The following is a 22,460-nucleotide window of genomic DNA, read 5'->3' as shown; positions in this document are numbered from 1 at the left end:
CTGGTCCCCTGTCCTTGCTCTCGCGGTGCCGCCACTCTGCACACTAGCGCGGCCACGGGACCGGAACGCGGTCGGATCGGTATTTCGGACGAGGGTCACATGACGAGCGCCCTGAACACCGAATAATGGAGAAATGTTCATCTCACGGACCGAGACGAATTTCTCCGGCGGACCTTCCCTCAGGCGTCCCGGCCGTCCAGGTCCTCCTCCCAGAACTCGCCGGGGTGGCGCGAACCGTCCGTGACGGGACCGCGCTCGGCCTCCTCCCGGCGCAGCTGCACCCGGCGGATCTTGCCCGACACGGTCTTGGGAAGCTCGGCGAACTCCAGCCGGCGGACCCTCTTGTACGGGGAGAGGCGGGCACGGACGTGCTCCAGGATCGCCCGCGCCGCCTCGGCCGTGGGCGCCACGCCCGGGGCCGGGGTCACGAACGCCTTGGCGACCGCCAGCCGCAGCGGATCGGGGGAGGGGACCACCGCCGCCTCGGCCACGTATTCGTGTTCGATGAGGACGCTTTCGAGTTCGAATGGTGAGATGCGGTAATCCGACGCCTTGAACACATCGTCACCGCGGCCGATATAGGTAATGTGCCCGTCGGCCTCCCGGAAGGCCAGATCCCCGGTGTGGAACAGGCCCCGCCGGGTCGCCGAACGCGTCAGGTCCGGGTTGTCGGCGTACCCCTCCATGAGCCCCACGGGGTCCTCGGACAGGTCCACGCAGATCTCGCCGCTGTCGGCGGGCTCGCCGGTGGCCGGGTCCACCAGCACGATCCGGTAGCCCGGCATCTCGCGGCCCATCGACCCCGGGACGACGTCCTGCCCCGGGGAGTTGCCGACGAGCAGGGTGGTCTCGGTCTGGCCGAACCCGTCGCGCACGGTGAGGCCCCACGCCTCGCGCACGCGCCCCACCACCTCGGCGTTCAGCGGCTCCCCGGCGGCCAGGGCCTCGCGCAGGGGGACCCGCCACGAGGCCAGGTCGGTCTGCACCAGCATCCGCCACACCGTCGGCGGGGCGCAGAAGGTGTGGACGCCGCAGCGCACGATCTCGTCGAGCAGCCGCTCGGGGGAGAAGCGCTCCTGGCGCACCACCAGCACCGTCGCCTCGGCGTTCCAGGGGCCGAACACGCTGCTGTAGGCGTGCTTGCCCCAGCCTGGGACCGACACGTTGAGGTGCACGTCCCCGGGCCGGACACCCAGCCAGTACATGGTGGACAGGTGCCCCACCGGGTAGGAGCGCTGGGTGTGCACCACCAGTTTGGGCTTGGCGGTGGTGCCCGAGGTGAAGTAGACGAGCAGCGGGGCGTCGGGGCCGACCCGCTGCGGCGGGTGGAACTCCAGCCCCGCGTGCTCGGAGTCGGGGTAGCCGAGCCAGCCGTCCATGTACCCCACGCAGATCCGGGTCCAGTGCCCGCGCAGGCCCTCGAACTTCCCGGTGTCCACCGGGGAGCACACCACGTGCCTGATCTCGCCGCGCTCGAGCCGGTCCAGCAGGTCGCCCTCGGTGAGGTTGGTGGCGGTGGGCACCACCACGGCGCCGAGCTTGACGGCGGCCAGGGTGATCTCCCACAGCTCCACCTGGGGGCCGAGCATCACCAGGATGCGGTCGCCCGCGTGCACCCCCTGGGCGTGCAGCCAGTTGGCGACCTGGGAGGAGCGCTCGGACATGCGCCGGTAGGTGTGCTTCTCCTCCGTGCCGTCCTCGTCGACGATCCACAGCGCGGTGCGGTCCGGCCGCCTTTCGGCCACCTCGTCGAAGTGGTCCAGCGCCCAGTTGAACACCTCCGGCCGCGGCCAGGCGAACTCCCGGTGCGCCGCCTCGCGGTCCTCCCGCAGCCGCAGGAGCAGGTCGCGGGCCGCGCGGAACTCCGCGGCACCCTCGGCAGCCTCTTTGGACATCGCTTCGACCTTTCGGATCTCCGCCCGCCTCGGTCCGGGGCCGGGACGCCGCGGTTCCCACCGTTCTGCGGAGCCGCGTGCGGGTGGCATGGGTCCGGTCGAACGCCCCGGACGGTGCGGGGCGTCCTGGTCCCGAGTCCGCCCCGTACCCGGCGCCATCGGATCGTGTCCTGACGTCCAAGGATACGGGGTCGGGGTCCGGCCCACCCGGGAGCGCCACGGCGGGGCCGTCGGACGCGCCGCCGGGAGCCCGCCGCCGCGGGGCCGGTCCGCGGTCGCAGCGCAGCGGGGGCCCGCGGGCGCACGCCCTAGGATGGGGACCCATGGAGGAACTGCGCGGGTATCACGCCCTCTGGAGGGTCGACGACGAGACGGTCCGGATCCGCTTCGATGCCGGGCGCAAGGTGCCGACGCTGTTCAAGGCGCTGGGCGGGGCCGAGGTACCGCTGGCCGCGGTGCGCGAGGTGGACTTCCACCAGGGCGACCGCAGGCACGGATGGCGGCTGCGGCTGGACCTGGCCCCCGGTCTGGACCCCTACACCGCGCTGGGCGCGTCCGCCCGGGACGCGCTCACGCCGCTGGCCCTCACCGGCCCCCACGACACCGAGCTGGTCGCCGAGTACGTCGCCGACAAGATCCGGGACCTGGCCCGCTACGCCCGCGAGACCCTCACCGGGGGGCTCGACCGGGACGAGGTCGCCCGGGGCCTGGTCGCCCGCCCGCCGGTGCAGGCGCGCACCGCCGAGGGGTCGGTCTCCTTCGACGGCGAGAAGGTGCGCCTGCAGTGGGACGGGTGGCTGGCCAGCACCGCCAAGGAGAAGGAGAAGTCCCGCGAGTACCGGCTGTCGGAGATCGAGTCGGTGCACTGGCACCCCCAGGTCGACGTCACCGAGGGGTACCTGCGTGTCGTGCTGCGCGGGGTGACCCTGCCCGAGGCGACCTCCCTGGAGAACGACTTCTTCACCCTGGCCTCGCACGGCTCCAAGGGCGCGGAGGAGACCTTCCTCATGGCGGCCACCCTCAACGCGTACATCGGTGAGGCGTCCGCCCGGCCCGCGCTGGAGGGCGGCTCCGCCGGCGGGGCCGAGGAGGTCTTCGCCAAGATCCGCGAGCTGGGCCGCCTGCACGCGGAGGGCCTGCTCACCGACGAGGAGTTCGCCGCCAAGAAGGCCGAACTCCTGGGTCGCCTCTAGCCCGGCCGCGGCAGAGGCACCCACCGCCGGAGGGATCCCGGCCGCCCCCCGCACGGCCCGCCCCGGAGTCCCTTCCGGGGCACATGACGAACACCAGGAAAGGCCACTCTGTGCGCACGCTGTACCCGCCCATCGAACCGTACGACTCGGGCATGCTCGACGTCGGCGACGGACACCGCGTCTACTGGGAGCTGTGCGGCAACCCCGCGGGCAAGCCCGCGGTGTTCCTGCACGGCGGTCCCGGCGGCGGCTGCACGCCGGACCACCGGCGGCTGTTCGACCCGGAACGGTACCGGATCCTGCTGTTCGACCAGCGCAACTGCGGGCGCTCCACCCCGCACGCCGGGAGGATGGACACCGACCTGTCCACCAACACCACCTGGACGCTGGTGGAGGACATGGAGCGGCTGCGCGAGATGATCGGCGTCGAGGCCTGGCAGGTCTTCGGCGGATCGTGGGGCAGCTGCCTGGCCCTGGCCTACGCGCAGACCCACCCCGCCCGGGTCACCGAGCTGATCCTCCGCGGCATCTTCACGCTCCGCGAGGAGGAGCTGCGCTGGTTCTACCAGGAGGGGGCGTCGATGATGTTCCCCGACCTGTGGGAGTCCTACCTGGCGCCCATCCCGGAGGAGGAGCGCGACGACCTCATCGCCGCCTACGCCCGGCGGCTGGAGTCGCCCGACCCCGCGACGCGGGTGGAGGCGGCGCGGGCGTGGAGCGTCTGGGAGGGCTCCACGGTGACCCTGCTGCCGAACAGGGAGCTGCGGGAGCAGCACGCCGAGGACGAGTACGCGCTGGCGTTCTCCCGGATCGAGAACCACTTCTTCGTCAACAGGGGGTTCTTCACCCCGGGGCAGCTCATCGAGGGCGCCGAGCGGATCCGGCACATCCCCGGGGTGATCGTGCAGGGCCGCTACGACGTGTGCACCCCGGTGCGCACCGCCTACGACCTGCACCGGGCGTGGCCGGAGGCGGAGTTCCACGTCGTCGACGACGCCGGGCACGCGTTCAGCGAGCCCGGCATCCTCGACCGCCTCATCGAGGCGACGGACCGCTTCGCCGGGTGACGGGTCACCGGCCGTACCCGTAGCGGTCCCCGCAGGCGGTGACGGCGGGGGGCGGGGGCAGCAGCGCCTCCGCCCTCTCCCGGGACAGGTTCCAGGAGGCGAAGCCGTCCTCGCCGTGGCCGGTGTGATCGTCGGCCAGAACGCAGTCGCGGTCGGGTTCCTCCAGCCGCACCAGGGCGGGGACGGCGTCGGCGGACAGGTCCTTCAGGTACATGAGGTCCGCCCCGTTGAGCTCGGTGCCCAGGTGGCTCTCGGCGATGCGCAGGTCGGGGTTCGCGTAGGCGAACACGGCCAGGGACACCCCGGCGGTGGCGGCCACGACGCGGGGCAGCCACACCGCGGGCCGGCCCAGGGTGTCGAGCACGCCGGCGGCCAGGACCAGGGCGAACACCAGGGCGCTCCAGAAGATCCACGCCTCGGCGACGGTCCGCAGCCGGGTCAGGCCGAACACGTCGATGTACAGCTGGAGGCGGTACATCGCCGAGGCGAGGATGACCAGGGTGAGCACGCACAGCGCTCCCAGCAGGGCGTTGCGCAGGAGGCGGACGCCGCGCGGCCGGGAGGGCAGGATGCGCGCGGACAGGCCGATGACGCCCAGGACCAGGACGCTGACGGCCACGAGCTGGAAGAACCCCTGCCGGGCGTACTCGGCGTAGGTGACCCCGGCGACCCGCTGCACGTAGTCGTCGCCGCCGAACAGGGTGACGGCCTGCACCGCCAGGAACGCGGCGAACAGGGCGGTCAGCGCGCCCAGGGGGATGGTCCACGCCCACACCGGCAGTCCGGTCTCCCGTTCGGCCCGCGCAGCGGGGGCGGGGCTCCGGAGCCGCGCGGTGAGCACCGCCGACCCGGTGAACAGGGCGGTGACCAGCAGGAACACGACGCGGACGAGGCTCCCGAAGAACGAGGCGTCCTCGGTCAGCGGCCCCAGGAGGGCGCCCAGGTGGCGGGCGAAGACGGGGTCGGCGAACGCGAACAGCAGGCCGAAGACCAGCAGCAGGGCACCGGTGACCAGGGCGGTGAGCAGTACGGGCAGCACCAGCCGCCGGGTCCGGCCGCCGCGGAGGGGCTCCAGCAGGAAGCGCGGGGTGGAGAAGAGGTTGCGCACCAGCGCGAACGCGCCCGAGACCACTCCCACGGTGCCGGTGCGCGACCCGGGGCCGCGCACGGCGAAGGCCAGCGAGGCGGAGAGGAAGGCCCCGCCGAGGGTCCAGAAGAGCAGCCATCCGGCGTCCCGGAACAGGGCGGTGAGCAGCAGCGCCGCGGCGACCACCCCGAAGACCGCCGACCAGGTGTGGGAGTACCGGTCGGGTTCCCCGTCCTCCTCCACCGGGCTTCCGGCGGGGCGCCAGCCGCCGCCGGGCGCGGGTTCCCAGCCGTTCCACCCGGAGGGCGCAGGCCCGGCCGGCCGGTCGCGGGCCCCGGTGTCCGCGGGGCTCTGCGGATCCCCGCCCTCCGCCCCGGCTCCGGACGGGGTGCCGTCCGCGTTGTCCGCCTCGCCGCCGGGCCCGGCCTCGGCCTGTGCCGGGGGTCGCGGGTCCCCGTCCTCCGGGCCGGTCTCGGGCGGGGTGCCGTCCGCGGTGTCCGCTCCGCCGCTGGCCCCGGTGTCAGCGGGAGTCGGGTCCTTGTCCTCTGTTCCGGCCCCGGGCGGGGCGCCGCCCGCGGCGCCCGCCCCCGCTCCGGGACCGTCCTCGTCGTCGTCCTCGTCCGCCGGCACCTCCGGGATCGCCGGGCGGACGAGGAGGGCGACCAGGGCGGCCAGTCCGGCGAGGGCGCCGGTCAGGACCAGTCCCAGGCCCGGGCGGGCCAGGGCGGCGAACAGGGCGGAGAAGGCGCCCACGGCCAGGACCGCGATGAGCAGCCAGGCGGGGGCCGGGGGCAGCGGCGGTTTCGGCCGGTAGCTCGGCGGCAGGTACGGGGGGTACGGGGGCTGCTGCCCGTGCGGTGGGCGGTGCGGCTGCCGCGGAGGGGGCGGCGGGGGGTGCGGGGAGTCGGTAACGGCCATGGTGCACCTCGGTTCGGGCTCTGGGCGGGGGGTTCCCGCACACCGTGGGACTCCGTTCGCGGCCCGCCGGTTCGCCGGAGGACCGGCGTAGTGTGCGGTGTGGCACTTCCGTCCGCGCGAGGAGTCACACCATGCGAGTCGAGGTCGACCGCGACCTGTGCGAGAGCAACGCCCTGTGCACGGGCGCCGCCCCCGAGGTCTTCGAGGTGCGGGACGACGACTTCCTGTACCTGCTCACCCAGGAGCCGCCCGCCGAGCTCCACGACAGGGTCCGCAGGGCCGAGAAGCTTTGCCCCAGGCGGGCCGTCACCGTCACGGACTGACCGCCGCCAGGGCCTCCTCCCAGGTGGTGGGCCGCTCCAGCAGCCCCCGGTACCGCATGGTGCGCGGCGTGGAGCGCAGCCCGAGGACGCCCGTCAGCATGCCGCCCCGGCCGAGGAACGCCACGAATTTACGGTCCTCCACGGACCCGTGCACGATGGCGACCTCATCGGCCGGGGCACCCTGTCCCAGCAGCTGGACCTTCATTTTGTATTGGTCGGACCAGAAGTAGGGCACCGGGGTGAAGGGCTCCCGCGCCTCCGGCCCGGCGAGCAGGTTGTGCGCGGCCGCCGCGGCCTGCTCCCCGGCGTTGGTCCAGTGCTCCAGCCGGACGCGCCCGCCGTAGCGGGGGTGCGGCCAGTTCGCCAGGTCGCCGACCGCGTACACGCCGGGAGCGGAGGCCGCCGAGTACTCGTCGCAGCGCACCGACCCGTCGGGCATGAGGTCGAGCGACCCCCGGAGCCATTCGGTGTTGAGGTGCACGCCGACGCCCGCCACGACGAGGGGGGTCTCGACGGTCCGGCCGTCGGCGAGCCGTACGCGCTCGACGCGCCCGGCGCCCTCGTAGGCCTCCACGCCGACGCCCAGGCGCACGTCCACGCCGTTCTCGCGGTGCAGCTCGGTCAGCACCGACCCCACCCGCGGGTCGACCACCCGGGTCAGCGGGGTCGGGGCCGCCTCCACCAGGGTGACCTCGGCGCCCAGGGCGCGGGCGCTGGCCGCCACCTCCGCGCCGACGAACCCCGCGCCCACGACCACCAGCCGCCCGTGTTCGGCGATCGCGGCGCGCACGGCCTCGGCGTCCTCCAGGGTGCGCAGCACGTGCACCCCGGCCAGGCCGGTGTCCGGGCGGCGGGCCCGGGCGCCGGTGGCGACCACCAGGCCGTCGTAGGGAACACCGCCGTCGTCGAGCTCGACCGTGCGGGAGGCGGTGTCCAGGCCGACCGCCCGGGTGCCCGGACGGAAGTCCAGGTCCAGGGCGTCGATCTCGGCGTCCTCCAGCAGCCGCAGCGCCCGGTTGCCCGCCAGGGGGCCCTCGCCCAGGCCCATCCCGGTCAGGGCCTCCTTGGACAGCGGCGGCCGGGAGTAGGGCCGGTGCGGCTCCTCGCCGATGAGCGTGACACGCCCCTCGAAGCCGCGTTCGCGCAGGGCCGCCGCGGTGTGCAGCCCCGCCATCCCGGCGCCGACGATGACGATGTTTCGCACTGTGCCTCCGTTCAGAGCGGGCGGACCTCGCCGACCGGGGCGCCACCGCCGTAGACGTCCACCCGCAGCCGGTCCCCGACGGGGGTCACGTCCACGCCCAGGGTGTGCAGGGCGTCGAGTGCGACCAGCGTACGCGCCCGCTCCGCGGCGTCCCCGTCGCTGATCTTGACGGCGACGGCCTCCCCGGAGGGCGCGGACAGGACCAGCACCCCGTCGGCGCCGATCTTGGACACCAGGCCCGGCATGCGCGTCATCAGGTCGGTGTCCACCCGGCCGGTGCCGGACACGTACTCGGGGTGGGCGCTCATGGCGGACAGGACCGCGCGCTCGGGGGAGCCCTCGGGCGCGGTGCGCATCCGCCACAGCCCCCGGGCCAGGCCCGCCAGGGAGACGGCCAGCTGGGGCGCCCCGCACCCGTCGACCGCGGTGTGGGCGACCTCCTCGCCGCACAGGTCCTCCGTGGTCTCGCGGACGAGCACCTGGAGGGGGTGCCCCGGGTCGAGGTAGTCCTCGGTGCTCCACCCCCGGGCGACGCAGGCGGCGAGCATGCCCGCGTGCTTGCCCGAGCAGTTCATGAGGAGGCGCTCGGGCTCGCGCCCGGCCCGGACGAAGTCCCGCCGGGCCGCCGACCCGCCGGGGATGTCGGGCGGGCAGCGCAGTGCGTCGGGGGTGAGGCCGGCCTCGGCGAGGACGAGCCGGGCGCGCTCCTCGTGGATCGGCTCGCCGCCGTGGCTGCCCGCCGCGATCGCCAGGGAGGGCCCGTCCAGCGGGGCGCCGGCGCGCAGCATCGCCACGGCCTGGAACGGCTTGGCGGAGGAGCGGGGGAACATGGGCTGGTGCACCGGGCCGCGCGCGTGGGCGATGCGCCCGTCCGCGGCCAGCCCGACGACCGCCCCGTAGTGCACGCTCTCACGCATCCCGGAGCGGACCACCTCTGCCAGGGGCACGTACTCGGGCGGAGGGGTTCGGGTCATGCGGGTCTCCTCATCGTCGAGCGTGCGTGGAGTGTCCGCGGATGTGCGGACACGCGTCAGAACGTTACCCCGGGGTACTTTCTTCCGTTCCGGCAGGAGCCGGGGTGGGCCGGTCCGTCGGTGCCGGGGAGTAGGGTCATGGCGGTGGAACCAGCGGTTTTCGACGGGGGGACGGGCATGGGAACGCTGCGGATGGGGACGCTGACCCGGCGCAGGGGCGGCATCCGGGCGGCGGACCTGGAGTACGCGGTGCTCGACACCGAGACCACCGGACTGGACCCGCGTTCGGGTGCCCGCATCGTGGAGATCGCGGTGGTGCGGCTGCGCGGCGACGGCACCCTGCTGGAGGAGTTCACCACCCTGGTCGACCCGCGCACCGACGTGGCCGGCCGCGAGTTCCACGGCATCGGCGACGGCGACGTCATCGGCGCCCCGGCCGCTCACGAGGTGGTGCCGGAGCTGGTCCGGCTGCTCTCGGGCGCCGTGGTGGTGGGCCACAACCTCGACTTCGAGCAGCGCTTCCTGGCCTCGGAACTGATCCCCTCCGGCCTGCCCCAGGGGCTGCCGGGGCTGTGCACGCTGCGCGCCCTGCGCGCGCAGGTCAAGCTGGAGCGCTACTCGCTGCCCAAGGCGTCGCACGCGCTGAGCGGAACGTGGCCGACCGGCCAGCACACCGCCCTGGGCGACGCCCGCGCCTGCGCCCGGCTCCTGGTGGAGCTGATCGCCAACGCTCCGGGCGACCTGCGCTACCAGGGCGCGGAGCCCGGGCCGATCGCGGTCCCGCTGCACCGGCGGGTCCCCGTGCCCTCGGGCGCCCCGGCCGGGGGAGTGCGCTGGAAGCCGCGCACCTCGACGCCGCCGGACCTGTTCGCCCCGCGCCCGTGGCCGGAGGCGCGCTGGCGCCCCCTGGAGCTGGACCCGTTGCTGTGCGGCGGCGCGTTCGGTCCCACCGACCGGGCGATCGCCGAGATGGCGGCGCACCGGGACGCGCGGGCGCGCCGCAGGGTCGCGACGGCCGCCGCGGTGGCCGCGGGCCTGGCCGCCGGCGGACTGCTGGCCGGGCTGGGCCGCCGCCTGCGCCGTCCCTAGGCTGTGTTTTTTCGAACCTCCGCTCCGCTCCGGTTCGCGTTCGGCGCCCCCGGAAGGCGGGAGCCCTCGGCCCTACGGGAACGTCCTCGTTCCCCGGACGTCCCCTCCGGGCCTGCCGAACCCCGCCGGCGCCTCACACACCCCCCGCGGAACAGGACGGCACTCGAAAAACAGACCCCAGGGCTTGTCCGGCGGATGCTCTCGTGCGGCTCGGCGCCTGCGCCGGGTGCCGGGAGCGGTCGTCAGGCGACCTCCCGCGAGGCGACGAGCGCAGGCCGGCCCGGGTTCGGCCGTCCGAGCGCGGCCGGCGCGGCGGGAGGCGGCCCGACGGCCGCGACCCGGAACGATCCGCCGAACACGCCCTAGTGGCCGGACAGGGCGAGGAAGAACGCGATGATCATCGCGCTGCCGCCCAGGGTGGTGAGCAGGGCGCGGCCCTGCTCGGTGAGGCGGGCGGGGGCCAGGCGCAGCCGCGGTGCCGTCGCGGCGGCGGCCCGGGGCGCCGTCCGGGTGGCGGTTCCGCCGCGGGCGGGGGCGCGCCCGGGCCGGGGCGGGACGTAGCGGGGCACCTTGTTGAACATCGCGACCAGCACCGGTACGACACCGATCGCCAGCAGTACGAGCGACATGACGGGGGAGAACCTTCACGACTCGGGTCCGGGGCCATGATTCCTACCGGATCCGGAGTGCGGTTCTCGAGTCGGTATCGTCCGATCGCCGCACGGGCGCCCGTTACGGGCGGTCCGTTATCACTCGCCGCTCATGCGCCGTCGCCGAGGGTCTCATTCCTGTCACGGTTGAGGACGATGGTGTCCACGGTTTCGGTCGGGACCCCCAGGGCGCGCAGGACGAACCTGGTGACCAGGGCGTGCGTCTCCTCCGGGTCGATCTCCCCGCTCACCAGGGGGATGCGCTGTGACCCGACCATCGACAGGGTCAGCCGGGCCACGGCCTCGGCGGGCATCGCGTCGAACTCGCCGCCGGCGATGCCCTCCTCCAGGATCTCCGTGAGCAGGCTCTGCATCGGGGCGACGTGGGCGGCCAGCGCCTGGTAGGCCTGCGGCCCCAGGCTGGCGCCGAGCTCGGCCGCGGGCGGGTGCGGGTGCGCCACGATGCCTTCGAGCTGGAGGCGGACGAACGCCGACAGCCGCCGGGCCGCGGAGACCCCCGAGGGCAGCTCGCGCCGGTAGTTCTCCACGAAGCGGTTGTTCACCTCCTCGGTGAACGCCAGCAGCAGCGTGGGCTTGTCCGGGAAGTAGTTGTAGAGCGCGGTGCGGGTGATGCCCGCGGCGTTGGCGACGTCGGTCATGGAGACGCGGTCGATCCCCTGCGAGCGGATGAGCTCGTCGACAGCCTCCATGATGCGCTCCCGTGTGCGGGCACGGTGGGCGGCGATGGTGGGCGCCGTGATCTTGGGCATTCCCCTATGGTGGCACGCCGGGGCGGCCGGGCCGCACGGTTCGGCCTCCTCCGCGGCCCCGGGTCCGGACGGCCCCGGCCGCCCCCTCGCGGGCGGCCTCAGGGGGCGGCGGTGTGGAGCCGCCCCAGGTCGGCGAACACCTCCGTGTTGAGCCGGTAGGCCAGGCGGGTCTCGGCGATGAGCCGCTCCGCGGTGGCGTCGTCCATCTCCAGGGAGTCCAGGCGTGCGCGGTAGTCCGCGCGGAACCTCGGCAGGCTGCCCAGGCCGTCGAACACGTAGAAGGCGACCCCGGCCCCGTCGGTGAGCCCGTAGGCCCGGGCGGCGGTGCGGCGGATGAACTGGCCCCCGGACACGTCGCCCATGTACCGGGTGTAGTGGTGGGCGACGAAGCCCTCGGGCCGGTCGGCCGTCTGCTCGATGCGGGCGACGTAGGCGAGGGTGGCGGGGGTCGGCTCGACGCGCTCGCGCCAGTCGGCGCCGAGCAGGTGCTCCAGGTCCCGGACGAGGGCGGGCACCCGTTCCAGTTCGGGGCGGTGGAACCGGCCGGCGAGGCGGTCGCCGGCCAGCGAGCGGCCGACCTCCTCCAGCGCGACGTAGGCGAAGTAGTGCTGGGCGACCATCGCGGTGTACCCGGCCAGGGGCAGGGTGCCGGACATGAGGGCCCGGGTGAACCCGTGGTCCTCGGCGGCCTCGTGGCCGCTCCACGTGGCCGCCCTGAGCCGCTCGGAGAACGGCTCGGGGCCGGGGGCCGCGGTGGGGGCTTCGGCCGTGACGCTCATCCGCGCTCTCCGCCTTCCTCGATCGGTACCTTTGATGACATCATGTCATTTAGGTGATCCTCCCTTCAAGGGGATACGACGACCTGTCATAAAAAAGCCCGACGGCGTCGCCTAGCATGTGTCCGGCCTCACATTGGAGGGCGCCGCACCTGCGTGCACATGCCCCTGCACGCGCTCGCCGCCCGCCCGCCGCGGTCCCCGCGGAACGCCTTGGCCCCAGCGGGTTCGGGCCCGGGGTTCCCGTCCGGCGCCCCGGTTCCCGCCGGTGCCGTCGGATGTGTCTCTCACCCGCCTGCTGGTCAACAGGTCCTCGGGGCGTTTATCTTTTGGGGAGCCATGCGGTCCGAACCGCCCCGGGGTGTTCGTCTCGGGCCCAGGCGGCGCGACGGCGAGCGCCCGCGGACCGTCAGACCGAAGGCGATGAGTGGATACCAGGAGAACAGGGCACGATCCCGCGACGGTGATCGGCGCGGGGACGGCGCACGCCGTCCCCGGCGGCGGCGTGTCCGCTGACGGCGCTTCCGCCGACGGCCGCACCGCCCCGGGCGACGCCGTCCTGAACGAACGGGTGGAGGCTGCCGTCGAATCGGTTGACGTCCTGCTGATCGAAGACGACGCGGGCGACGCCTTCCTCGCCGAGGAACTGCTCGCCGAGACGGCGCTCACCACCCGCATCACCTGGGTCGCCACCCTCCAGGAGGCCCGCGGCCACCTCAAGGGCTTCCGGGGCTGCGTCCTGCTCGACCTCAACCTGCCCGACGGGCACGGCCTCGACCTGCTCCGCGAGGTGCTGCAGAGCGCCCCCTCGGCGGCCGTCGTCGTCCTCACCGGCCTGGACGACGAGCACGAAGGCGTCGCCGCCGTGGCGGCCGGAGCCCAGGACTACCTCGTCAAGGGCCAGGTGGACGGATCCCTGCTGGGCCGGAGCCTGCGCTACTCCCTGGAGCGCCGACGCGCCGACGAGAACGCCAACCAGCTGCGCGAGGCCCGCCTGCGCGCCCGCGAGAACATGCGCCTGGAGCGCGGCCTGCTGCCCCAGGTGCTCCTCCAGCGCTCGCCCCTCAGCCACCGCGCCTACTACCGGCCCGGGCGCAAGCGCGCCATCGTCGGCGGGGACTTCTACGACGCGGTCGAGAAGGACGGCACCACCCACATCATCATCGGCGACGTCAGCGGCCACGGTCCCGACGAGGCCGCGCTGGGCGTCAGCCTGCGCATCGCCTGGCGGACGCTCATCATGGCCGGGGTCGCCGAGTCCACGGTGCTGCCCAACCTGGAGGCCATCCTCGTCAGCGAGCGGGCCCAGGAGGAGATGTACGCGACCCTGTGCATGGCCAGCATGGACACCGGCGAAGACCGGGTCCGGCTGCGCGTGCTGGGGCACCCGCCGCCCATGATCGTCCGGGGCGCCTCCGTGGAGGAGACCCCGGTCACCCCCCAGCCCCCGCTCGGCGTCTTCCCGGTCGAGGACGCCGACGTCGACGAGGTCCGGCTGCCGACCGGCTCCAGCCTGCTCATGTACACCGACGGCCTGGTCGACGCCTACGACGGGGAGCCCCCCGCCCGCCTGGAGGTCGCGGGCCTGCGCCGGCTGGTCACCGGCATCCTGGAGCAGGGCGTCTCCCTGGCCCGGCTGCCCGAGCACGTGGTGGACGAGGCCGAGCACAGCAACGGGGGACCGCTCCAGGACGACGTGGCGATGCTCCTCATCAGCCACGGCGACCACGAGGAGAGCAACGGAGAACGGGAGTGACGCCTCCCGGGGAGGGGACGGCCATGGCGACCGGCACCGACGGAGCCGAGGCCCCCGCGGAGTCCGGCGCGCCCCCGACCCCCTCCGTCGGCGGTGTCCACTTCGTCAACGGCGACCGGGGCCGGCCCGCCGTCCCCCACGAGTCGTGGAGCCTGCGCCGCCGGGTGACCAGCCTGCTGACCGTGGTCGCGGTCGTCCTGGTCGTCGCCGTCTCGATCATCACCCTGGCCGCCTTCAGCGCCCGCGACTCCCTGGCCCTGCAGGTCGACGAGCTCACCCCGGCCGTCGGCTCCGTCGAGCAGACCCGCTCGGCGTACCTGACCCAGGACCACGCCCTGCGCGGCTACATCCTCACCGAGGAGCGCGAGTTCCTCCAGCCCTACATCGACGCCCGCCTCAAGATCACCGAGGAACGGGCGCTGCTGCGCGAACTCGCCGACGGCCGCCGCGAGGAGGACCCGGCCCTGGCGGCCAACATCGACTCCCTGCTGCGGGCGGGGGAGATCTGGACCGAGGAGTTCGCCGAGCCCACCCTGGAGCAGGTCGGCAACGGGCAGGAGCCGAGCCAGGACGATCTGCGCCGCGGCCGGGTCCTCTACCTGGAGCTCAGCCGTGCCAGCGAGGCCGCCCTGCACAACCTCCAGAACGAGATCGAGGAGGCCCGCAGCGGCCTGACCCTGGCCACCCAGCAGGTCGTCGCCCTGCTGGTGCTGGTCGGACTGGTCGTGGTGTTCCTGTCGGTGTTCCTGTGGGTGATGCTCCAGCAGTGGGTGCTGCGCCCCCTGGACGAGCTGGCCGGGCACATGCGCCAGGTGTCGGAGGGCTACTACGCCCACCGCATCTCCCTGCACGGCCCGCCCGAGATCGTCCGCCTGGGCCGGGACGTGGACGCCATGCGTGAGCGCATCGTCCAGGACCTGGACGAGGTCGCCTCCGCCCGGCGCAAGCTCCAGGAGCAGTCCGCCCTGCTGGAGCACCAGGCCGAGGAGCTGCGCCGCTCCAACCTGGAGCTGGAGCAGTTCGCCTACGTCGCCTCCCACGACCTCCAGGAGCCGCTGCGCAAGGTCGCCAGCTTCTGCCAGCTGCTCCAGCGCCGCTACCAGGGCCAGCTCGACGAGCGCGCCGACTCCTACATCGACTTCGCGGTCGAGGGCGCCAAGCGCATGCAGACCCTCATCAACGACCTGCTCGCCTTCTCCCGGGTCGGCCGTACCAAGAACTTCGCCGCGGTCGACCTCGACCGCGCCCTCGACGACGCCCTCCTCAGCCTGTCCACCCGCCTGGAGGAGACCGGCGCCGAGGTCACCTGGGACGAGCTGCCCACCGTCCAGGGCGACCGCACCCTGCTCACCCAGGTGTTCTTCAACCTGGTGGGCAACGCCGTCAAGTTCCGCGGCGAGGAGGACCCGCGCGTCCGCATCGGCGTCGAGCGCCGGGGCGACGAGTGGATCTTCTGCTGCCAGGACAACGGAATCGGGATCGAACCGCAGTACGCCGAGCGCATCTTCGTGATCTTCCAGCGGTTGCATACGAGGGAGAAGTACACGGGAACCGGTATCGGCCTGGCGATGTGCAAGAAGATCGTCGAGTTCCACGGCGGCCGGATCTGGCTGGACACCTCGCACGGGCCGGAAACCTCCGGTGAGGGGGAGGCTCCCCGTACCGGAACGCGCATATGCTGGTCTCTGCCCGTCGACCCCGGGCAGGAGGAGACCGCGGACGCGGACGGCGCGACCGCCGTCCGGGAAGCGCTCTCCGACGACGGGGTTCAGGAGGCCGAGACCGCCCCCGCGGGACCGGCACCGACGGCCGCACGATGGTCCACGGGCCGGGACGGAGCGGAGGCGGACGCACCCGAGGGGGAGGCCCCCGGGTCGGCCTCCACCGCGCCCGCGTCCGATGGCGGTACGGTTCCCCCCGACGGCGGGGCGGACCCTGACAGGGGTTCTGAGGCTTGAGCGAGGTCATGTTGGTGCATCCGATCGAGGTGCTGCTGGTCGAGGACGACCCGGGCGACGTCCTCATGACCAAGGAGGCGTTCGAGGAACACAAGCTGGGCAACCGCCTGCACGTGGTCTCCGACGGCGTCGAGGCCCTGCGCTTCCTGCGCCGGGAGGGCGAGTACGCCGAGGCCCCGCGGCCGCACCTGATCCTGCTCGACCTCAACCTGCCCCGGAAGGACGGCCGGGAGGTCCTCCAGGAGGTCAAGAACGACGACGAGCTCGCGCACATCCCCGTCGTCGTGCTCACCACCTCTGAGGCGGAGGAGGACGTACTGCGCAGCTACCGCCTCCACGCCAACGCATACGTGCCCAAACCGGTGGACTTCGACCAGTTCATCAAGGTCGTCCGGCAGATCGACGACTTCTTCGTCACCGTGGTCCGCCTGCCCAAGGGCTGACCGGCGTTACCGGACCGCGGCGAACGCGCCCGCCGCGAAGCGGGTGGCCGCGCCGGTTTTTCGTTACGGTAAGGGGTATGAGCTTGCCGGAACCTCGCGACCCCGACGGCCCCTACCGAGTCGGCGTGGTGTGCCTGGGCAACATCTGCCGCTCGCCGATGGCCGCCAAGGTGCTGGCGGCCGACCTGGAACGGGCCGGGCTGGGCGACCTCGTGGAGGTGGAGAGCGCCGGTACCGGTGACTGGCACGTGGGCGGGGCGATGGACCCCCGGGCCTCGGCCACCCTGCGTGTGCACGGGTACCTCACCGACCACACCGCCCGGCAGTTCGACCCGGCCGACCTGTCCCGCCTCGACCTGCTGCTGGTCATGGACCTGGACAACCTCGACGACCTGCGCCGCATCATCGACCGGTACGGGGCCGGGCACGGTTTCGACCCCGCCCGGCTGCGGCTGTTCCGCTCCTTCGCCCCGGGGGTGGGCCCCAACCCCGAGGTGCCCGACCCCTACTACGGGGGCGACGACGGGTTCACCGCCGTCCTCAACATGGTGGAGGCCGCGGCCAAGGGCCTGACCGGGGAACTCACCGCACTGCTCAAGCAACGCTAGCGGGAGGCCGGGTGGAGGAGGGAGCGGTGTGCGCTGCGGACGGCGGTGAGGGGCGGCGGCGGGACCCGGTCAAGGGGACCCTGGCCGAGCGGCTGACCGCGCTGCTGGGCCTGCGGGTGCGCCGGGCCCTGCCGGCCCAGCGCAGCCACGACTGGGACATCTCCTACGCGGAGGCCGAGGACGGCACCCGCTTCTTCGTCAAGTCGCTGCCGCGCAACACCGGACCCAGCGCCGTGCTCACCTCCGAGGCCCGCGGCCTTGAGTGGCTGGGCCACGCGTTCGGCTCCCCGGCGCTGGAGCCGGTCGCCTGGGACGAGCGGATCCTGGTGCTGCCGTGGGTGGAGGAGCGCGATCCCTCGCCGGACGCCGCCGAGCGCCTGGGCCGCCGGCTGGCCGCGCTGCACCTGACCGGCGCGGACCACTTCGGCGCCGCCTGGCCCGGCTACATCGGCCCGCTGCCCGTGGACAACACGCCCGCCCGGAGCTGGCCGGTCTTCTACGCCGAGCAGCGGCTGCGCCCCTGCCTGCGCCGGGCCGTCGACCAGGGCGGGCTCACCCCCGTCGACGGGCGGGCCGTGGAGAAGGTGGTGGACCGGGTCGCCGAACTGGCGGGGGATCCCGAGCCGCCCGCCCGCGTCCACGGCGACCTGTGGAGCGGCAACGTGCTCTGGCGCGGCCGGGACGCGGTACTCGTCGACCCGGCCGCCCACGGCGGGCACCGGGAGGGCGACCTGGCCATGCTCACCCTGTTCGGCCTGCCGCACCTGGAGCGGGTGCGCGACGCCTACAACGAGGTGGCACCGCTGGCGGAGGGCTGGCGGTCCCGGGTGGCCCTGCACCAGCTGTACCCGCTGCTGGTCCACGTGTGCCTGTTCGGCGCGGCCTACCGGACGACCGCCCTGGAAACGGCCCGCGCCGCCCTCAGAGGCTGAGGACGGCGCGGAGCCGCCGTGTTCCGGCGAGGGCACCCGCGGGGGCCCGGGGCGGACACCGCTCAGCCCTTGACGCTGCCCGCCAGGAGGCCGCGGACGAAGTGGCGCTGGAGGAGGAAGAACACCGTCAGCGGCACGATCATCGAGACGAACGCGCCCGCCGTCAGGCGGTGCCAGGCCTCGCCGCGGGTACCCGCCAGTTCGGCCAGCCGCACGGTGAGCGGGGCCGTGGCGGTGTCGCCCCCGGTGAAGATCAGCGCCACCAGCAGGTCGTTCCACACCCACAGGAACTGGAAGATGCCCAGCGACACCAGGGCCGGGGTGATGAGCGGCAGCACGATCCGCATGAAGATGCGGCCGTGCCCGGCGCCGTCCACCCGGGCCGCCTCGAACAGGGTCCGGGGCAGCTGCGAGATGAAGTTGTGCAGCAGGAACACGCCCAGCGGCAGCCCGAAGATCGTGTGCGCCACCCACACGTTGGTGAACGCCATCGCCCCGGTCAGCTCCCAGGCGGGCAGCACCTGGACGCCGCCGACGGTGACCCCCTGGGAGAAGAAGCGCAGCAGCGGTACCAGCGCCATCTGCAGCGGCACGATCTGGAGCGCGAAGATCCCCAGGAAAACCCAGTCGCGCCCGCGGAAGTCGATCCACGCCAGCGCGTAGGCCGCCAGCGCGGCCAGGCCCAGCACGAACACCGTCGCGGGCAGCGTGATCACGAACGAGTTGACGAAGTGGCTGGCCAGCCGCCCGTCGCTGGCGGTGCCGAACAGCACGTCCCGGTAGTTGTCCAGGGTCACCTCGGGGGAGGCGAAGAACATCCACCAGCCGGTGGTGCGGATCTGGTCGGCGGGCCGGAACGAGGAGATGAACAGCCCCGCGGTGGGCAGCGTCCACAGCACTGCGATGACGAGCGCGGCCAGGCTCGCCGCCGACCCGCTCAGCCTGCGCCGCACCCGGGCGGCGGGCCCCGCGTCGCGGACGTCGGTGATGGTGGGGGTGGGGTTCACGACAGCTCCCTCGCCTTGCGGGTGCGGCGGATCTGCAAGACCACCAGCGGGATGACCAGGACGAACAGGAACACCGCGAGGGCCGACCCCTGGCCGGTCTGGCCCTGGGAGAACGCCTGGCTGTACATCTCGTTGGCGATCACGCTGGTGCCGTAGTTGCCGCCGGTCATCGTGCGGACGATGTCGAACACCTTCAGGGTCTGCACGGTGATGGTGATGAGGACGACCAGGACGGTCGGCCACACCGACGGCAGGGTGATGCTCCGGAACAGCTGGAGGGATCCGGCTCCGTCGATGCGCGCCGCCTCGACGATCTCGGACGGGATGGCCTTGATGGCGGCCGACAGCACGACCATCGCGAACCCGGCCTGCACCCAGATGAGCACCAGGATCAGCAGGAACGTGTTCAGCGGCTGTTCCAGCAGCCACAGCCGGGGCTCGCCGCCGAACCACACGACGATCTGGTTGAACAGGCCGTACTGCTCCTGGTCGGCGGGCCGGTAGGCGAACACGAACCGCCAGATGATGCTCGCGCCGACGAACGAGATCGCCATCGGCATGAACACCAGGGACTTGGCCACCGACTCGAACCGGGACCGGTCGACCAGCACCGCGTAGACCAGGCCGATCGCGGTGGACAGCACCGGCGCGAACACCACCCACAGCAGGGTGTTGCGCAGCACCAGCAGGATCTCCGGCCGCTGGAACATCCAGATGTAGTTGGCCAGGCCCACGAACTCGTCACCGGAGCGGTCGTGGAAGGAAAGGTAGGTGGTGCGCAGGACGGGGTAGATGAGGCCGCCCGCCAGGAGGAGCAGGGCGGGGGCGAGGAACAGGAACGCCTGCCACCGGTCGCGCCGGGTCCGGGGCACGTCGACGAGGACCAGCATCAGGCCGATGACGCCGAGGAAGGCGGCGATCCCGATGAGCATCCACACGATCTTGGGAAGCTCGTTCAGGAACGAGAACTCCATGGGTGGGCCCCTTGTGAGTACGAGAGGGGGGATGGAGGGGTGGAAGAGGAGAGGGGACGGCGGCGGGCCGCCGTCCCCTCTCCGGGGCCGCTACGGCCAGGAGGACTCGATGCTCTCCAGCACGTCCTCGGTGGAGGTGCCGGTCACCCAGTCGACCATGCCGTTCCAGAACACGTTGGTGCCGACGGAGGAGGGCATCGCGTCACTGCCGTCGAAGTGGAAGACGGTGTCCGGCGACAGCAGCACCTCGGCGGCGAACTTGGCGGCCGGGTCCTCGATCACGCTCGGGTCCATGTTCCGGTTGGCGGAGACCCAGGAGCCCTCGGAGGCGCGGCTCTCGGCGTACTCCGGGGTGGACAGGTACTCGTGGACCGCCGCGACCTCGGGCCGGTCCGCGAAGGGCACCGCGAACTCGCCGCCGCCCATGACCGGGACCTCGGCGCCCGCCTCCAGCGGCGGCAGGACGAAGCCGTACACGTCGCCGTCCTCGGCGACGGTGACGCCCTCCTCGAACTGCGCGGAGTAGAACGAGCCCATCAGGTACATGGCGCAGCCGCCGTCGAGCAGCGGCAGCCCGGCCTCCTGGAAGGAGGTGACGGCGATGCTCTCCACGTCGCCGAAGGTGCCGTTGACGTAGTCGGAGTTGCGGACGATGCCGCCGGCCAGCTCGAACGCCTCGGCGACCTGCGGGTCGTCGAAGGGGATCTCGTGGGAGACCCACTGGTTGTACACGTCGGTGCCGGCGGTGCGCAGCAGCGCGTTCTCGATCCAGTCGGTGCCGGGCCAGCCGGTGGCGTCACCGGACTCGAAGCCCACGCACCACGGCTTGGTGCCGGACTCGGCGATCTCGTCGCTGAGGGCGGTCATCTCGTCCCAGGTCTGCGGGACCTCGTAGCCGTTCTCGTTGAAGAACGTCGGCGAGTACCAGACCATCGACTTCATGTTGGCGCCGTAGGGGGTGCCGTACAGCTCTCCGTCGAAGGTGGCGTAGCCGCGCCAGTCGTCGCCCCAGCCCTCTTCGGCGTTGGCCTTGACGCCGTCGGCGACGGGCACGGCGTAGCCGTCCTCGACCACCCGCTGGAGCAGGCCGGGCTGGGGGATGAGGGCCAGGTCGGGGGCGTTGCCGCCCTCGAGGCGGATGGGCAGCTGGGCCTCGAACTCGCCGCTTCCCTCGTGCTGGATGTCGATGCCGGTGCACGCTTCGAAGTCGGCCCAGGAGCGGTCCATCCGCTCGGCCTCCTCGTCGCGGATGGAGGAGTAGATGCTGACGGTCCCCTCGACGTCCGCCCACGCCTCGAAGGGCGCGCAGTCGACGTCGCCGGCGTCTGCTCCGCCGCCTCCACCTCCTTCACCGCTGAGGTAGCCGCAGCCCGAGGCGAGGAGGACGACGCTCCCCGCCGCGGCGGCCAGGGCCAGGTGACGGCGGTTCCTGGGATCTGTACTCGGCATGGCTCTCCCTTGTGCGAGGGGACATGTGGCTCGGGGCACGCTGGAACACGATCGAAGCCGGAATGGCTGCAAATGTCTACAAAATTCGCAAATCCTTTCGTAACAATGGCGAAACACCCTGGTCACCACCCATGACCCGATGTCCCGACGAAGGCCCGGCACACCGCGCCCGAACGCTCCCGCGGGCGTGCCCCGGAGCCGTAGATTGGAGGCATGTCCAACGCACCGCAGGTTCCCGAGCACGACGGCCCCGAGCTGCACGTCGCCCTGATCGGCTACGGCAAGGGGGGTGAGGTCTTCCACGCCCCGGTCATCGAGGCGGTCCCAGGGCTGCGCCTGTCCGCCGTGGTGACCGGGAACCCCGAGCGCGCCCGCGCGGTCCGCGAGCGCCACCCGGACGCGACGGTGTACCCGGCCGTCGCCGACCTGTGGGCCGACGCCGGGCGTTACGAGATCGCCGTCGTCACCACGCCCAACGACACCCACGCGCCGCTGGCCCGGGCGGCCCTGGAGGCGGGCATGTCCGTGGTGGTGGACAAGCCCTTCGCGCTCACCGCCGTGCAGGGCCGCGAGCTCACCGACCTGGCCGAGAAGCTGGGCCGGGTGCTCACCGTGTACCAGAACCGCCGCTGGGACGCCGACTTCCTGACGCTGTGGAACCTGGTGGAGGAGGGCGCGCTGGGCCGGGTGCACCGGTTCGAGTCCCGGTTCGAGCGCTGGCGGCCCCAGGCCAGGGGCACCTGGCGCGAGAGCGGCACGGTGGAGAGCGGCGCCGGGCTGCTGTACGACCTGGGACCGCACCTGATCGACCAGGCGGTCAACCTGTTCGGCCCGGTCGCCTCGGTGTACGCCGAGGTGGAGTCGCTGCGCGAGGGGGTGCAGGCCGACGACGACGTCTTCCTGTCGCTGCGGCACTCCCGCGGCACCCGCTCCCAGCTGTGGATGAGCGCGCTCGCCGCCCAGGGCGGCCCGCGCTTCCGGGTTCTGGGGGACGCCGGCGCCTTCACCAGCCACGGCATGGACGGCCAGGAGGCGCGCCTGCTCGCGGGGGAGAGCCCGACCGCCGCGGACTGGGGCGTGCTGCCGGAGGCCGCTTGGGGGCTGCTGGGCGTGGACGGGGCCACCCGGCGGGTGCCCTCCGCCCGGGGCGCCTACACCGATTTCTACGCGGGGGTGCGCGACGCCGTGGGCGAGGGGGAGCCGCTGCCGGTGGACCCGCACGAGGTGATCCACGGACTGGAGATCATCGAGGCGGCCCGGCGCAGTGCCCGCACGGGCACCGTCGTCACCCTCCCCGGACGCTGACCGGAGCGGGGGCGGGCCCCGGCCCGCCCCCCGAGCGCGGTTCCCCCGCGCGTCGCTCACGGCCGGGGCCTTTCGTCCCCGC

Annotated in this window: 20 protein-coding genes; 10 read left to right on the top strand and 10 right to left on the bottom strand. The window is 73.1% G+C overall.

All coding sequences use genetic code 11. The features are described 5' to 3' along the window. Window positions 1-179: 179 nt before the first annotated feature. Entirely contained in the window at window positions 180-1,895 is a 1,716-nt protein-coding gene (locus ACSUPR_RS09835; protein WP_436890843.1) for an AMP-binding protein, read from the bottom strand. A 323-nt stretch (window positions 1,896-2,218) separates the two neighbouring features. Between ACSUPR_RS09835 and ACSUPR_RS09830 the strand changes: the two genes are divergently transcribed. Both ACSUPR_RS09830 and pip read left to right on the top strand, forming a co-directional pair. Then, entirely contained in the window at window positions 2,219-3,088 is an 870-nt protein-coding gene (locus tag ACSUPR_RS09830) for a DUF4429 domain-containing protein (protein WP_436890842.1), read from the top strand. Window positions 3,089-3,198: 110 nt separating this feature from the next. Next, window positions 3,199-4,155, top strand: a complete 957-nt coding sequence (gene pip / locus ACSUPR_RS09825) for a prolyl aminopeptidase (protein ID WP_436890841.1) — start codon at window positions 3,199-3,201, stop codon at window positions 4,153-4,155. A gap of 4 nt (window positions 4,156-4,159) precedes the next feature. Here pip and ACSUPR_RS09820 read toward each other — a convergent pair whose 3' ends face one another. Beyond that, a complete protein-coding gene (locus tag ACSUPR_RS09820) occupies window positions 4,160-6,160 on the bottom strand; it encodes a DUF4153 domain-containing protein (RefSeq protein ID WP_436890840.1) in 2,001 nt (666 codons plus the stop codon). A gap of 131 nt (window positions 6,161-6,291) precedes the next feature. Here ACSUPR_RS09820 and ACSUPR_RS09815 point away from each other — a divergent pair, with 131 nt between their 5' ends. Beyond that, window positions 6,292-6,483 (top strand): ferredoxin, encoded by a 192-nt coding sequence (locus ACSUPR_RS09815; RefSeq protein WP_436890839.1) that lies wholly within the window; start codon window positions 6,292-6,294, stop codon window positions 6,481-6,483. Here ACSUPR_RS09815 and ACSUPR_RS09810 read toward each other — a convergent pair. Further along, complete coding sequence (locus ACSUPR_RS09810) at window positions 6,473-7,657, bottom strand: NAD(P)/FAD-dependent oxidoreductase (RefSeq protein ID WP_436891940.1); 1,185 nt, start codon at window positions 7,655-7,657, stop codon at window positions 6,473-6,475. The two genes, ACSUPR_RS09815 and ACSUPR_RS09810, sit on opposite strands and share 11 nt — an antisense overlap. Window positions 7,658-7,698: 41 nt before the next feature. Further along, window positions 7,699-8,661, bottom strand: a complete 963-nt coding sequence (locus ACSUPR_RS09805) for an asparaginase (protein ID WP_436890838.1) — start codon at window positions 8,659-8,661, stop codon at window positions 7,699-7,701. A gap of 177 nt (window positions 8,662-8,838) precedes the next feature. On the opposite strand from ACSUPR_RS09805, the gene ACSUPR_RS09800 reads away from it, so the two are divergent. Next, window positions 8,839-9,750, top strand: coding sequence for a 3'-5' exonuclease (locus tag ACSUPR_RS09800; protein ID WP_436891939.1), 912 nt, complete (start codon window positions 8,839-8,841; stop codon window positions 9,748-9,750). 362 nt (window positions 9,751-10,112) lie between these two features. On the opposite strand, the gene ACSUPR_RS09795 is transcribed toward ACSUPR_RS09800, so the two are convergent. The 3 genes from ACSUPR_RS09795 to ACSUPR_RS09785 all read right to left on the bottom strand — a co-directional run bounded on the left by ACSUPR_RS09795 (window position 10,113) and on the right by ACSUPR_RS09785 (window position 11,949). After that, window positions 10,113-10,379: a hypothetical protein gene (locus tag ACSUPR_RS09795; RefSeq protein WP_436890837.1), complete on the bottom strand. Its 267-nt coding sequence runs from the start codon at window positions 10,377-10,379 to the stop codon at window positions 10,113-10,115. A gap of 131 nt (window positions 10,380-10,510) precedes the next feature. Then, entirely contained in the window at window positions 10,511-11,170 is a 660-nt protein-coding gene (locus ACSUPR_RS09790) for a TetR/AcrR family transcriptional regulator (protein ID WP_436890836.1), read from the bottom strand. A gap of 98 nt (window positions 11,171-11,268) precedes the next feature. Continuing rightward, window positions 11,269-11,949 carry a heme oxygenase (biliverdin-producing) gene (locus ACSUPR_RS09785; RefSeq protein WP_436890835.1) on the bottom strand — a complete coding sequence of 227 codons (681 nt, stop codon included), beginning with the start codon at window positions 11,947-11,949 and terminating at the stop codon, window positions 11,269-11,271. A 502-nt stretch (window positions 11,950-12,451) separates the two neighbouring features. Here ACSUPR_RS09785 and ACSUPR_RS09780 point away from each other — a divergent pair. From ACSUPR_RS09780 to ACSUPR_RS09760, 5 genes are all read left to right on the top strand, one after another. Beyond that, window positions 12,452-13,702, top strand: a complete 1,251-nt coding sequence (locus ACSUPR_RS09780) for a PP2C family protein-serine/threonine phosphatase (RefSeq protein WP_436891938.1) — start codon at window positions 12,452-12,454, stop codon at window positions 13,700-13,702. A 23-nt stretch (window positions 13,703-13,725) separates the two neighbouring features. Continuing rightward, window positions 13,726-15,660 carry a sensor histidine kinase gene (locus ACSUPR_RS09775; protein ID WP_436890834.1) on the top strand — a complete coding sequence of 645 codons (1,935 nt, stop codon included), beginning with the start codon at window positions 13,726-13,728 and terminating at the stop codon, window positions 15,658-15,660. An 8-nt stretch (window positions 15,661-15,668) separates the two neighbouring features. Beyond that, window positions 15,669-16,103 carry a response regulator gene (locus tag ACSUPR_RS09770; RefSeq protein ID WP_436891936.1) on the top strand — a complete coding sequence of 145 codons (435 nt, stop codon included), beginning with the start codon at window positions 15,669-15,671 and terminating at the stop codon, window positions 16,101-16,103. Window positions 16,104-16,180: 77 nt separating this feature from the next. Continuing rightward, window positions 16,181-16,711 (top strand): low molecular weight protein-tyrosine-phosphatase, encoded by a 531-nt coding sequence (locus ACSUPR_RS09765; RefSeq protein ID WP_436890833.1) that lies wholly within the window; start codon window positions 16,181-16,183, stop codon window positions 16,709-16,711. 26 nt (window positions 16,712-16,737) lie between these two features. Then, complete coding sequence (locus tag ACSUPR_RS09760; protein ID WP_436890832.1) at window positions 16,738-17,643, top strand: fructosamine kinase family protein; 906 nt, start codon at window positions 16,738-16,740, stop codon at window positions 17,641-17,643. Between the two features lie 62 nt (window positions 17,644-17,705). On the opposite strand, the gene ACSUPR_RS09755 is transcribed toward ACSUPR_RS09760, so the two are convergent. From ACSUPR_RS09755 to ACSUPR_RS09745, 3 genes are all read right to left on the bottom strand, one after another. Continuing rightward, window positions 17,706-18,650: a carbohydrate ABC transporter permease gene (locus ACSUPR_RS09755; RefSeq protein WP_436890831.1), complete on the bottom strand. Its 945-nt coding sequence runs from the start codon at window positions 18,648-18,650 to the stop codon at window positions 17,706-17,708. Further along, on the bottom strand, window positions 18,647-19,624 hold the full coding sequence (locus ACSUPR_RS09750; protein ID WP_436890830.1) for a carbohydrate ABC transporter permease: 978 nt from the start codon (window positions 19,622-19,624) through the stop codon (window positions 18,647-18,649). Before ACSUPR_RS09750 ends, ACSUPR_RS09755 begins: the two co-directional genes overlap by 4 nt. Before the next feature lie 90 nt (window positions 19,625-19,714). Further along, window positions 19,715-21,073, bottom strand: a complete 1,359-nt coding sequence (locus ACSUPR_RS09745) for an ABC transporter substrate-binding protein (protein ID WP_436890829.1) — start codon at window positions 21,071-21,073, stop codon at window positions 19,715-19,717. Window positions 21,074-21,286: 213 nt separating this feature from the next. Between ACSUPR_RS09745 and ACSUPR_RS09740 the strand changes: the two genes are divergently transcribed. Next, a complete protein-coding gene (locus ACSUPR_RS09740; RefSeq protein ID WP_436890828.1) occupies window positions 21,287-22,378 on the top strand; it encodes a Gfo/Idh/MocA family protein in 1,092 nt (363 codons plus the stop codon). Window positions 22,379-22,460: the final 82 nt, after the last annotated feature.

Origin of the sequence: Nocardiopsis dassonvillei (genome assembly GCF_964273065.1) — a bacterium.
Lineage (GTDB): Bacteria > Actinomycetota > Actinomycetes > Streptosporangiales > Streptosporangiaceae > Nocardiopsis > Nocardiopsis dassonvillei_B.
Note: the sequence above shows the minus strand (reverse complement) of the source record. Positions and strands in the feature narration are given on the sequence as shown.